The organism is Pseudoalteromonas sp. SG43-7 (assembly GCF_014164295.1).
GTDB lineage: Bacteria > Pseudomonadota > Gammaproteobacteria > Enterobacterales > Alteromonadaceae > Pseudoalteromonas > Pseudoalteromonas rhizosphaerae.
On sequence record NZ_JACJEY010000002.1, the window covers coordinates 133,424 to 146,955 of the forward strand.

At 42.3% G+C, this 13,532-nt stretch carries 10 protein-coding genes; 5 read left to right on the forward strand and 5 right to left on the reverse strand.

Annotated features, from left to right (window positions below; all coding sequences use genetic code 11):
- Positions 1-21 precede the first annotated feature (21 nt).
- Positions 22-1,434 carry a YfcC family protein gene (locus H5200_RS01420; RefSeq protein WP_145234478.1) on the forward strand — a complete coding sequence of 471 codons (1,413 nt, stop codon included), beginning with the start codon at positions 22-24 and terminating at the stop codon, positions 1,432-1,434.
- Between the two features lie 89 nt (positions 1,435-1,523).
- On the opposite strand, the gene ppiC is transcribed toward H5200_RS01420, so the two are convergent.
- From ppiC to H5200_RS01445, 5 genes are all read right to left on the reverse strand, one after another.
- Positions 1,524-1,802, reverse strand: a complete 279-nt coding sequence (gene ppiC, locus H5200_RS01425; protein WP_145234480.1) for a peptidylprolyl isomerase PpiC — start codon at positions 1,800-1,802, stop codon at positions 1,524-1,526.
- 62 nt (positions 1,803-1,864) lie between these two features.
- Positions 1,865-2,776, reverse strand: a complete 912-nt coding sequence (locus H5200_RS01430) for a hypothetical protein (protein ID WP_182717618.1) — start codon at positions 2,774-2,776, stop codon at positions 1,865-1,867.
- A gap of 20 nt (positions 2,777-2,796) precedes the next feature.
- Entirely contained in the window at positions 2,797-3,222 is a 426-nt protein-coding gene (locus H5200_RS01435) for a thiol-disulfide oxidoreductase DCC family protein (RefSeq protein ID WP_145234484.1), read from the reverse strand.
- A gap of 43 nt (positions 3,223-3,265) precedes the next feature.
- The gene (gene ygjK / locus H5200_RS01440) at positions 3,266-5,638 is read right to left on the reverse strand and encodes an alpha-glucosidase (protein WP_182717619.1); all 2,373 of its coding nucleotides are present in this window, start codon (positions 5,636-5,638) and stop codon (positions 3,266-3,268) included.
- Positions 5,628-7,397: an MFS transporter gene (locus tag H5200_RS01445; RefSeq protein WP_182760780.1), complete on the reverse strand. Its 1,770-nt coding sequence runs from the start codon at positions 7,395-7,397 to the stop codon at positions 5,628-5,630. Before H5200_RS01445 ends, ygjK begins: the two co-directional genes overlap by 11 nt.
- 68 nt (positions 7,398-7,465) lie before the next feature.
- On the opposite strand from H5200_RS01445, the gene H5200_RS01450 reads away from it, so the two are divergent.
- From H5200_RS01450 to H5200_RS01465, 4 genes are all read left to right on the forward strand, one after another.
- Positions 7,466-9,967, forward strand: coding sequence for a hypothetical protein (locus H5200_RS01450; RefSeq protein WP_182717621.1), 2,502 nt, complete (start codon positions 7,466-7,468; stop codon positions 9,965-9,967).
- Positions 9,968-10,174: 207 nt separating this feature from the next.
- Positions 10,175-10,987, forward strand: a complete 813-nt coding sequence (locus H5200_RS01455) for a hypothetical protein (protein WP_182717622.1) — start codon at positions 10,175-10,177, stop codon at positions 10,985-10,987.
- A complete protein-coding gene (locus H5200_RS01460; RefSeq protein ID WP_145234493.1) occupies positions 10,988-12,028 on the forward strand; it encodes an extracellular solute-binding protein in 1,041 nt (346 codons plus the stop codon). It abuts the gene before it with no gap.
- Positions 12,028-13,527 (forward strand): iron ABC transporter permease, encoded by a 1,500-nt coding sequence (locus H5200_RS01465; protein WP_149981801.1) that lies wholly within the window; start codon positions 12,028-12,030, stop codon positions 13,525-13,527. Before H5200_RS01460 ends, H5200_RS01465 begins: the two co-directional genes overlap by 1 nt.
- Positions 13,528-13,532 lie beyond the last annotated feature (5 nt).

Sequence of the window (13,532 nt, forward strand, 5' to 3'; positions counted from 1 at the left end):
AATTATAAAAATGGAGAACGTATGAGTAATTCTTTCAAAGTACCGCATACTTTGATTTTACTGCTAGGTATGATGGTCACTGCGTTAGTTGCTACCTGGTTAGTACCACAAGGTTTTTTTGACACAACACTCACCGAGTCTGGTCGGGAAATGGTCCTTGCGGGCACCTATCATACGGTCGCTGAACGTCACTATCTTACCCCTTGGGATTTATTAACGGCGATTCCGCGCGCCTTTGCTGCGGCGCAAGATGTGATCTTTTTTGTCTTGATTGTTGGCGGTGTACTGGCCATTGCCCGTGCTACCGGCACGGTTGATGCGTTGATTGGCCGTTTACTTGAGCGCCATGGTAAAAAGCCGCAACGACTTATATTTATGGTGGTTTTTTGTTTTGCCTTAGCATCAAGCAGTATTGGTACAGCGGGTGAATATATTCCATTTGTATTAATATTAGTCGCTCTTTGTAAAGCTATGCGCCTTGATGCAATGACAGCAGTAGGGATGATTGTAGCCGGTTACGGGATTGGTTATGGCGTGTCTGCGTTTAACCCATTCACAGTGTTAATTGCCCAGCAGATTGCTGAAATTCCTGTTTATTCTGGTTTATGGTTGCGCTTAGCGATATTTGTGCCCTTTGTACTAATTGGTTTTCATCATGTGTGGCAGTACACTAAAAAGGTGGCCGCCGATCCAAGTAAATCCATGATGCTTGATGTGCCTTGCCCTCTCAATGATCAAGCAACACCGCATTACCCTGAACTTGCACTGCGTCATAAATTAATTTTAGGTAGCTTTATTGTCACGCTAGGTGTTGCTGTATGGGGTATTGCAACCAAAGGCTGGTACTTATACGAATTAGGCGGCGTGTTTATCGCGTGGGGTGTGTTGATCGCTATTCTGGGCCGTTTATCTGCCGATGATGCTGCAAACCGCTTTATTGAAGGTGTTTCAGATCTCGTCACCACCGCTATTTTAATTGGTGTTGCCCGTGGTATTGCTTTAATCCTTGAAGATGGGCAAATATTGCATAGCTTAGTGCATGGCATGTCACTGCCATTATCTTATGTGAGTGCTGAAATATCAGCCATTGGCATGTTAGTAATTCAAACAGTGCTTAATACCTTTATTCCGTCAGGTTCTGGGCAAGCGTATGTCACTATGCCACTTATGGCACCACTGGGCGATTTAGTCGGCGTGCCACGCCAAGTTGCAGTGCTTGCGTATCAATTTGGTGATGGCTTTTCAAATATGATTATCCCTACCAATGCGGTATTAATGGGAATTTTAGGCATGGCGGGTGTCCCTTATGGGCATTGGTTCCGTTTTTGTTTACCACTATTACTTAAATTGATGTTAGCAGCATCGATTGTGCTCGTACTTGCAGTGATGTTTGGTTATGGTTTGGATGTACAACCAAGTGCCGTTGGCAGCTAAAGTTACTGGATACTTAAACGAAAAAACCACCTTTGTAGGTGGTTTTTTCGTTAAATCGAAGTCACTCGTTTTTCTAGCTAACTTTACTCTTACGTTCTATAAAGCACTTTTATCACATGCCAACCAAATTTAGTTTTTACTAAATGTGGTTCTAATATTTCTGCGCCAAAAGCCACTTTATCAAATTGCGGAACCATTTGGCCACGTTTAAATTCGCCTAAATCACCCCCTTTTTTACCCGATGGGCAAGAGGAATGTTTTTTAGCGAGCACATGGAACTTAGCGCCTTTTTTTAACTGCTGAATTATGTCTTCGGCAAGTTCTTTATGCTTAACTAAAATGTGTAATGCGTGTGCGGTGCTAGCCATGATCTATCTCTACAAAATTAAACTGAGGGGATTTTATCATAATAGATAAAAACTAGTCATTATCACTGGCCATAATAGCCAATTAAACGAATCGCGAATCCTACTTCGTCGCGATAATTGAGTTCTTCTCGGTATTCTATAAACGGCTCTAATTCATAAAACAGCCAACTGTATTTTACTTGCTGCCGGTAACGGTACGATACTGTATAGATAGTAAAGTCATCAAAACTATTCTGTACATTGGCACCAAACACTGCGGCTCGCTGCGCATCGGGTATATAACTTAAATAAACACCTGAGCGCATTTCGCTATCTATTTCGTCATCAATTTCACGGTAATTAGCAGAGACATTCAGCGAATAAAACTCATTGATCTTAGTATCACTGGAGAGCTTAATAAAGTAACCAAAGCCATCAGAGAAGTAATACTCTAAGCCGGCAGATGCAAAGTACTGCGTTTGATTAAATGTTTTATTCCAACGAAGTGCACTGCGTCCATAAAGTTGGCTACGTGATATGCCAACACGATTATCAACCTCTAAGTTAGCGGTACGCTCAACTAAAAATTGCAGCGCAGCATTTATGTCTTCAGTACCATTGTTTTGATTAGCTGGGGAGTCGGTTTCAAAAGGCAACCGGCTAAATTCGTCAGCGTCATTATCTATTATTAGATTTAAGCGGTTTTCCCAGCTAGGTAAGCTTAATGATACTTTAAAGCGTACTTCTGTTTCAGCTAGATCAGCACTGCGGGGAAGCCAGCCTAACCGCAAAAAACCTCTCGCATGGGCTTTGTTTGGGTTAACCTCTTCACCGAGTAAATCGTCTAACCACTGGGCGGTATTTTGCATCCGCAGATTAATTCTGTCGCGAACATCTACCACGATTGCAGAGTCATCATGGGTGTCATTTTGAGCATATAGTCCAGCACTAAACACTAAAAACAGTATATTAAGTTTAACCAAATAACCTGCCAACAGTCCGCCTTGTAAAGAAATTATAAGTAGTGGTGATCATACTCATGACTTGGGATCACGCAATAATTATATTTTCCAAATAAGCGATACCGGTTAAGTGCAATGGCATCATACCCCCAGTTGCGTATCCGTTTCGGTATTATTCGTAATATGTTAGCTAAGGGCCATGGCCAACCCAACTGTGAAACAACATTAATCACACCATCACTTTTGGTAACACACTGATTATTTTCAACATAGATCATGGTTTTAAAATTAGCTGTTGGGTAACCAAAGTGCGTGAGGATTGCTTGGCCTTTTAAAGACTGCACACTGCATAATTTAAAACACAGCTTTTTATCGTGCTTAATAATAAAATTACACCATGCATTACAAAGCTTACACTGCCCGTCAAAGAGTATTATTTTATTGTTTTGCATAAGCTGTTGAGCATTTATTTCACACATACTTAGCCTTTAATTGAACGTTTATATCAATATTTATTTAGCCCTACTCACACCAACGTCCTTGTTTTTGCATTATCAACAATAAATGCGCGGCACTCCACGAGAAATTAGGCGCGCCTTGTTGTTCGCCCGTCAAAGGATTGTAATTTTCGCGAATAGGAGCACTGGCCAATAAGCCATCAGCATGAGTAAGTAGTTGCTCACTGAGTTGCTGCGCCTTTTCACAATAACCGTAATGACTCATACCCACCAAACCAAAATACAGCTGATCAAGCCATACTCGACCTCGCCAATAGATATCTGCACCAAAAGCAGGGTTGCTCAAAGCCGCGCTGCCAAGTGGTACGTAGGTATTGAACTCTTTTTCATCAAGCATTACATCAACCACTTGCTGCGCTTGTTCAACCGTGGCTACTTGATTAAATAGCGGCGACCAGCCTTCAGGGCCTTTACCGCGCTTAACTAACGGCTTGCCTGCACAGCCACTTGCTAACGGTTGTGGTGCTATTTCAATGTCATAATAATAGCCAGTTGTTCTATCGAACATACATCGATTTATATACGCTCTTAGTTTGGCTGCTTGTTTTAAAAAATAACTCGCTTGGCGAGGATAATTCAGCTCTTTAGCAATTTTACTTAAATAGCGATTATCCGCTGCCATGTATGATGCCTGATCGACTGATTCTTGCAGTAATGAGTAGCCAATCAAACGCCCCGCTTTATCAAAATTTTCGGCAAAACCTACGTGCCAATCAGTGGCTTTACCGCCATTTTTTATATACTTCGCGAGTTGTTCACTGCTAATGAAACCAAACACCGCTGCATCATCTCGGCCCGACTCCCACGATGCCGCTGTTTGCGCAGGGATCTTTATCTGTTTTTGTGGATGGGCGATAAGCTGATCCTTATAATTTTCAAGACCACTTTGCGCAGCCCAACCCGTTGCTGTTTGCACCTCAAAGCGTAATTTACCGTCATCCGTTGTATGGGCCTTATCAACTGTTGCGCCATACTCTGGCACACCATTGCCATTGTGATCTCGATTAGTTAGCCACCAGTTTCTATAGCTGACCAACTTTGGGAATATTTCCGCAAGCCACTGCTTATCATTTGTGTACTCATAAACTTGCCACACAGCCCAAGCGGCTAAACTGGGTTTAGTATTACGTTCGTTCCAGTTAGTCCCATCACCACCCCGTTCAGGGCTTAAATTATAAGCCACTAAATCAGGAATAAACCCTACATCCCACGGTCTTACAGCATCATTTGCTGTTATTTGGTGCTCAAATACCGCATTGAGATTTTGCTTTGCGAGTACTGGGTGAAAAGTCGCCAGGGCAAAAGCGTGCTTATAACTATCCCACGGCCAAGTCTGATTACCGGAAAACCAGCGTCCCGTCACGGCAGGACTTACGGTATCAAAGCCAACAGCACCGGCTTTAGAACGCCAATTACCAATCAAGGTTTCAATACTTTTGACGGCTAACTTTTTATGCCTTTCATCGGCACTGGCTAACGGGCGCAGCGCACTATTAATATACCCTTGCCAACGCGTGGCACTGCGGGCTAAATACAGCTCGGGCTGGTTTAAAACATCTTTTATAATAGCCTGCTCGTTTGCCGCTTCTTGGCTATTTAATAAGTACGAATAAGTTGTGTAAAACGTGGTATCGCTATCAATTGTTGTGTCACTTGCATAGCTTAATGCTTCATGAGTGGTGTTGACTGATAGCGTTTTATGCAATTGTAACTGCGAGCTGCCAGAAGTTAGTAACTGGCCATGTGCACGCACTTTGCCAAACTTTAGCGTGATAGTATTATCACTCACTTGCCATTGAGGTAACAGTTGCGGGTATACTTCAAAAGGTGAACGCGCATCTTTTGCGATACCGTCTTGAGCTGTTAACTTACTCACTAACCGCCCTTCCCAGCGCAAAATGAGTGGTTTTTTGGTTGTGATCTGTGTTTTAACTAACGAAGTACGATTACTTACAAAACGTAACTCCATGCGAATACTTACGCCATCACCCGTTAATTCTTGCACTAAAGCACCCGGCAAGCTGTAACTATTCATGGCGAGTTTAACTTTATGACTTTGGTCTTTATAGACGCTGAGCTTTTCTAAATAAGGGGCGATAAAATTAAGGTATTCTTCGCTAATAATTGCAGGCCCGGTAAAGCTTCCGATATTGTCATCGCTTGGCAGTAAATGACCATGCCATGCACCTAAGTCAAATAATGGACTAAAGCGTTGATGCTCGCCTCTAGCAAAGTCTTGCATATAATATGGACTTCCCGTGCGATCAATTAAATTTTTATAATGACTATTTTCACCGCTCACTGGGTCATTTGCTGTGGCTTGTAAGCTCAACATCAGCATGGCAGCTATTAAAATAAGTCGCTGTTTAAGTTTCACTGTGGGTATCCTTATTATTTCGCGCTAGAAGGTAAAAACCAAAGCCAGTGAAAAGCGCGATCATTGCAAATAATAGCCACATGAGTGCCGGACGTTGCAGCTCTTTCACTAAGTAACCATAGCTCCAACCTGATAAAAAACCAGCAAATAAAAAACCCAGTGCCATAGATACAAAATAATAACCCATAAACATTGCAGCGCTATCTTTAGGGGCAATACTGGCAACATATTCTTGGCTTTTTGGCGAGGTGAGCATTTCACCCAAGGCAATCAATAAAATAACCGTGATCATGACCGCTCCGCCCAGTTGCGTCATTAATAAACCCGCGCTCATTAGCAATAACACTAAAAAAGCACCCGCAGTAACAATCAAACCACTGATCAAAACCGATATCACCTTAAATCTTTGGCATTTTACACTAACGATTATTTGTAATAATACTATGGCCGCAAAGTCTAAATTAATCAGGTACTCGGGATTAACTTGTCGGTAAACCAGCCATTGCTGGGCAAGTTGTTTACTTTGTTGCAGGGTAAAGTCGCTAGTCGCTATTTGCTCAATAAAAAGCGCTATTTCGCTCACTGGCACGTTTACTTTTAAATGCACTAATTCAAGGCGTATTGCTTCAAGCTCAGTGCTCGCTAAAGGTGATGAAGATGCATAATTGACTGATAGAAGCTGAATTTTTTCACTCAATGCTCCACTATCAACAAACGCAAAAAAATCCACTGTTGATTGACCAAAGTAACTGAGTAAAACAACTAAGTCTTGAGTGTTTGTATAATCGCGTATAAACAACGGTAAAGTGTAAAATAGCTGATTATACACAGTCCAAAACCCTGTCAATATGGCTAAGTACAAGGCAAAATTACGGTTACTTACCCGCACCGGCTGTAAGTGCCAGTTATGGCTTTGCTTAGTACTGACACTTTTATCCCACAACCAGTTTGTCCCTAACCATAGAGCAATTAATACAAAAGCTTGCGTATAACTGAGCCAACTCATGCCTGCGGTCATTAGAATAATCACACAAGTAAATAACAACAGTGCAAAGCGGCTGTTGCCTAATACTTGTTGAGCTTGTTGTAATACCTGCTTAAGGCTGGTATTTGCTTGCGAAGATGGGGTTGTTTCGCGATAAAATAGCAGCGGAATAAAGTTAAGCAAAATCCACACGGCCGACATTACAAATACCGCATCCCAGCTGATCGCACGCATATAACCGGCGACTAATGGGCCAATAAAGCCGCCCAAATTAACCATAGTGTAAAAAATACCAAACCCTAGGCCACGGTTAGTATCATTCGTGCTGCGACTTATAGTACCAACCACCACAGGTTTAAAACACGCCGCACCAAATGCCACCAACATTAAAATCATAAAGAACGAATTAAAGTCAGTTACTTGGCCTAAAAAGTAGTAACCTGGCGCCATAATTATAAAGGAAATTATAAACAGCCTTTTATAACCATACCGATCAGCCAGCGCGCCTGTTAACACCGGTAATAAATATAAAAAGAAAGGAATAATACCTTGCACAGCACCACGCTGTGCATCATTAAAGCCCACCCCACCTTGTTCAACTGGGGTAGTCATATAGACAGATGAAACCGCAAAAAAGCCATACCAAGCTAAGCGCTCAAAAATTTCCATGGTGTTTGCAATATAAAATGCCACACCAAAGCCTTTATTAGCTGGGGTTTGCTTACTCTGCTTTGCTGCTGAGTTGGTTGTTATTGGTATTTGATTATTATTCATAGTTTACTTTCACAATTAAACACAGTATTTTATATTGCATACAATATACACATAAAACAACTATAATTATGAAAAAACTCTCACTCACTTTGTTATTACTGTTACTTGCCGCGTGTCAAAAAGAGCCGCAAGCCGATACTGCGCAGACCGTACAACCACAAACAACAACGTCAAGTGCTATGGAAACTGATCCACAACAGATGCAAGTAGACCTATCAGTACAAGGTTACACCAGTACGTTACACAAAATGGACATTGCATTCTTAGGGAAAACCATCCCCTATACATATAGCGATGGCAAAATTGGTAATAGCCGAGGATATGATTGGTGGGTAAGTAAACACTTTGCACTGAAGAGTGATTTACCAAAAGAAAAAGTAACGCTGTATTTAGCGCTTTTAGAAATGGCTTATCCACACTATGTTGCACTATTCGGTATGGAGCCACCTAATATTGAACGCCAGCGTATCGCTGTAGTGTATGGTAGCAGCCGCGATAGAGTGCGCGAGGCCATGCTTGATGACGGTTTTTTAAGAGGCGTACATAAAACCGCAGGCGGCGAAACTATGTTTTATAACCGCGCAGGATATAACTTCCCAAGCCATCGTGAGCATCACCAACGCTATATTGTCATTCACGAAACCATGCATGCTTTTCACATGGCTTTAAACGGTCATTCAACCTGGGCGCCTAATTGGATCACCGAAGGCTTAGCCGACTCGGTCGCTCACCATGTTTACGATGCCAAGCAAAAACAACTGACTGTGATGGTGTTTGATCGTGCCCCTATGAATTATATTGAGACCGGTTTAAAGCAATATTACAGTGCTGATAAACCCACTCTTGAGCAAATAAACGATGATCCTGCACTTAAACGCGGCCTTAATTTTTTTATCATTCATTACCTTTTAAGCTCTCCAGAACGCGCACAATATTTTGCATATTTTGTGCAGCAACTTAGGCTTGCCAACCCACACAGTGACGCCACGCTCAGCACAGCCAATTCACTCCTTAAACACACTTTTAAAGATTGGCAGGCAATAGAGCAAGGCTTTGCTGACTTTGTGCAAAATATAAAACCCAGTTTTCATATTGTATCAGGCCCGTGGGAGCAAAATGGTAATGCTTATTGGCTACGAAATACAGATTCAAATACCTTATCTCGATTGGATATAAACCCCGCTCTCACTACTGATGTATCGCACCCAGTGATGGACTTTCCCGCACCACAAGTAAATGCGTTAATCGATCTGACAAATAAGCACCAAGTGGCTGCTTTAATTGAATTTGAACCGGCACAATTACAGCGCGGTGAAATAGGCATTGCCATGCAAGGCAAGCGCAGCGAGCAAAACCAACAATACCGCACTACGTTTATTGGTAATGAGCAAGCGAATGACGACCAATTACTAAAACTATTAATAGAAGATGCTGAGCGGTTAATAATAACCGCACGTAATTTCAAGGATTTTCAGCCTGTGCAAATCGCACTTAGTCCTGAGTTAAAAGCCGCTTTAGCTCAACACGCAACACTTGGTTTAAACCTTACATTAGAGAGCAGCCAACTAACGGTGGGCTTAAAAGCGGATAACGGGACGAATATCATTGGGCAAACATTTACCCTTGCTTTATCGACTAAAATAACAGCCGCACTCGATACACAAAAAATCAGCTTATTAAGTAAAAATAACAATCACCAGATCACACCTTACTTATTTGCAACGCCAGCTGGCGATGCTAAATATTTAAATTTAGCAGCACAAAACCAAACACAGCTTACTGATCCGTGGCTATTTACAGGTTATAAATTATTAAATCGAGTGTTTAGAACCTGCCAACAACATCAGCGCAAACTGGTTAATTGCGATGTCGAGCTGAGTAAGTTAATGGCAAAATTACCTCAGCCGAGCAACCATACAGCCATAAATGCTGAACTTGCAGTTATATTTAACCGCTATAAAACCCTATTAGGTAATAGTGGTTTTAGCGCACTCAGTGGTATTAATTCTGGTGTTTACTATCACCACAACAAAGCCTTTTTACGCGTCGAAAACCCTACCGATTTTGAGCTGCAATTGGCCGCCCAAGTTAGCTTTGCAACTGCAGGTAAGGTGCTTAACAAGCACCATCTCCGTCAGCTCTTAAAACCCGGTATCCACAACATTCACTTACCAGCGTCAACACAAGCTCAAACAATTGTTGTCGAACAAGATCTTAATTGGCAAGGATTAAATAAAACCCGTGAAATTAGTGCTGCTAATGTCCCTTTCAACGGAGTTGGGATGACACTCACTCAGACTAAAAATAACGCGGGTGATTGGCTATTTACCGCGACCCTATCAGGCCCTTATTCAGGTGCGACAACGGGGCAAATAACACTGACAGCTACGCCCTTTATACAGCTTGAAAGTGTAATGACACAAAAACACCCTGTGGAGATTGCGCCTTATGCAGTACAAAACTATCAATTTAAATTCACAGCGAGTAGCGAACCGATGTTGATCACCGTCACTGCGTTATTAGATGTCGATGGGGAGGAGATCCGACTTATCAAACGGATAAACTTATAATTTAGTTAGCAGCTAAGAAATAACCTCTTAGCTGCTTTGCTTTAGCCACAACTCAACGACCCGTTGGCACGTCCCTAATATCGCCAAATGCTTTATAAATAAAGACAAAATAGAATTTAGTCCGTAAAATTAGTATCCTTGATTTTAGTCATGGTTACATATATGATAATGCCTATCATTTACAATCATCTTTTAGGATCCACTTTCATGAAAGCATTATTTAAATCAGCAACAACCTTAGGTGTGAGCCTTCTTTTAGTATCAGCATTTGTTGCGCAACCTGCATTTGCTAATGGCCCTATTGGCGAACATGTAAATCACTTACAAGCAAATATCAAAGATTACTCAGAAGAAGTTGAATGGATGATCGGCAAAGTCGATACCATGGTAAGCGACTATGAAAGCAAAGGCGTAAAAGCAGTAAAAAGCGATGACCTAATCGAGTATTGGGAATCAGTGAAGTTTCACAGCGCGATTGAAACAAATTTTGTGCCGGTATATGCGTCAATCTGGCAAGGTATTTATGGCGTAAAAATGGCCATTGATAATAACAAGCCGGCGACTGAAGCTCGTAAAGAACAACAAGCGATGAATGCTGCCTTGTGGCAAGGTCTTGGCGCAGTTAAACTAGCGGCGCAATTTCAACAAAAAGGTTTGCTTGCAAACGTTAAAGCAACTGCAACCACAAGCATGACTCAAAGTGCTACAATCGATGAAATTAAACATAAACTTGATCGTGTCATTGCCAAATATGCAGAGCGTTTAAGTGATGAAGCAACCAGCATTGTGCACGATACTTACCTTCACCTATTTGAAGGTGTTGAAGGCACACTTATCGAACAAGATGCCAAACTTGTTGAAATATTAGAAAAAGATTTTAACGTGACACTGCCAAAAGCAATTTCAGATAACAAAAGTGTTGATGAAGTACGCGATGTGGTAAGTAGCATGCACACTAAATTAGACCGCGCCAAGGTATTACTCGAAAAAGCCGAAAAAGCACGTAAGGATGTATTTTAAGTGAAGCGTAGGACCTTTATACAAGGCCTAGCTGCGTTTGGGGCAATCGGTGCATTACCATTGCCTCTTTCTCGCGCACTAGCTGCCAACATAGCAAACCCAGTTTCTGTTGATGACTTACCTAAACTTGAAGGTGAGCTGACCTTATACCTAGGTCGTGGTGAAGGTGGTTTGTATGAAAATGTGCTACAAGCAATTCAAGACAGAAACCCCAACTTTAAACTAGGCATTCGTCGTGGTCCTACAGCAGCTTTAGCCAATACCATTGTTGCTGAAGCAAAAGCAGGGGTGCGTAGAGCCGATTTGTTTTGGGCTGTTGATTCTGGCGCTATTGGCTTGGTTTCAGATGCCGGCCTTGCACAACCTATTCCGAGTGATTTATCAGCGCAGTTGCAACCACAGTTTCGCTATAAAGATTGGGCCCCTGTCACCGGTCGTGTGCGCACCATACCCTATAACACTTCGCGTTTGACCAAAGAGCAAATTCCAACCAGTATTATGGACATTGCTGATAGTGACTTAAGCATTGGCTGGGCACCTGCGTATGCATCGTTTCAATCATTTGTAACGGCAATGCGTATTCTCGAAGGTGACGATAAAACAGCGAAATGGCTGAAAAAGATTAAGAAGCGTGCTAAAACCTATGCCGGTGAGTTGGGTGTAGTAATGGCCGTTGAACGTGGTGAAGTGGATATTGGTTTTGCTAATCACTATTACACCTTACGTTTAAAATCAGGCAAACCAGATGCCAAACTTGATTTAGCATTTACCCAACAAGATGCTGGCTGTTTAGTCAATGCATCAGGTATTTTGGCATTGAACGACGACCCTCTTGCCACTCACTTTATGCGCTATTTATTAAGCATCGAAGTGCAAGGTTACTTGGCTCGTGAAGCCTATGAAATTCCGCTGGTAAATGGTGTCCCTCTACCTGAAGGGTTACCATCTTTAGCCAATATTTCACCACCCAAAGTGGACTTAACACAGTTAGCTGATCTTCGGCCAACCATAGCTTTGATGCGAAATAGCGGCGTACTGTAATGCGACTACCAGCTTCTTACCCAATGGCGCTGCTTGCAGCGCTTATTGTTTTATCTCCTATCTTTATTTTAATAACGCTGGCCACTGATGCCAGCTCTTTGTTTGATAATCATAATTTAAGTATTCTCGGCAATACTTTGTCCTTGATGGTATTAACGGTCATTGGTTCTATTTTAATCGGAGTACCGTTAGCATTTATCAGCGCTTATGTGCGCTTACCGTTTAAAAAAGTATGGTTGGTGTTTTTTGCCGCGCCTCTAGCCATTCCCAGTTACATTGGTGCATTTACGCTTTATGCGGCTTTTGGCTCCGGCGGAGAGATACATAATCTACTTGGTATTGAACTGCCATCGATGGATGGACTCAGCGGCGCAGCTATTGTCATGACTCTTTACACATTTCCATTTGTAATGATGACTACCCGCTCATCTTTACTTAGTCTTGATGCAAGCATGGTTAATGCGGCCCGCACCTTAGGTATGTCGATGACCGAAAGTGTATTTAAAGTCATTTTACCCCGTGTAGTAAATGGCATTGCCGCAGGTTCGTTATTGGTTGCACTGTATACTTTGTCTGACTTTGGCACACCTGCAATGATGCGCCTTGATACCTTTACCCGGGTTATTTATGTCGAGTACAATGCGTTTGAGTTAAGTCGTGCAGCAATGTTATCGTTACAGTTGTTGGTGATTGTGGGCTTTTTACTGTTGATTGAGTCACAAATTAAAACGGCTAGCGAACGCCATGGCCGGCCATTAATTTTGTTTCCTAGTAAGTTGCAACTAGCGGCTATGTTTGCCACTTTTGCGCCTATTTTATTATTAGCCATTGGCTTACCTCTGGCGATATTTTCGCTGTGGTTAGCACGTGATGGCTTTAGCTCATTTGATTTTAGCATCGCGTGGAATTCAGCGTATGCCTCAGCCATTGCTGCAGTGGTTGCGGTGATTGTAGCTATCCCTGTTGCCCATGCTGCACTTAGCGGTAAAGCGGGTCGTATCATGGAGCGTGTTACTTACTTTGGTTTTGGTATTCCAGGTATTGTAATGGGCACCGCGCTAGTTTACGGTGGTTTGCAATTGCCGTTTTTATATCAAACATTAGGGCTGTTGATCATTGCCTATATGCTGCGTTTTTTACCCTTAGCGGTAGGCTCTGTGCGCACTAGCACTGAGCACCTTGATCCAAGTTTAGTTAAATCTGCGCGGGTCTTAGGCGCCAGTCCGCGCGAAGCATTTACCCGCATAACTTTACCACTAACAATGCGTGGGATCATAGCCGGTGCCGCTTTAGTATTTTTAGAATCCATGCGTGAATTAGAAGCAACCTTATTACTTGGCCCAACTGGCTTTGAAACACTATCGACTTATTTATGGCGTGTTTATGAGGCGGGCTATTTTGGTCGTGCTGCTATTCCTGGGTTATTGTTAGTACTGATTTCTGCGTGCGGTTTAGCTATTATGATGTCTGGCGAAAAACGTAACCAACTCGAACATTGAGGATT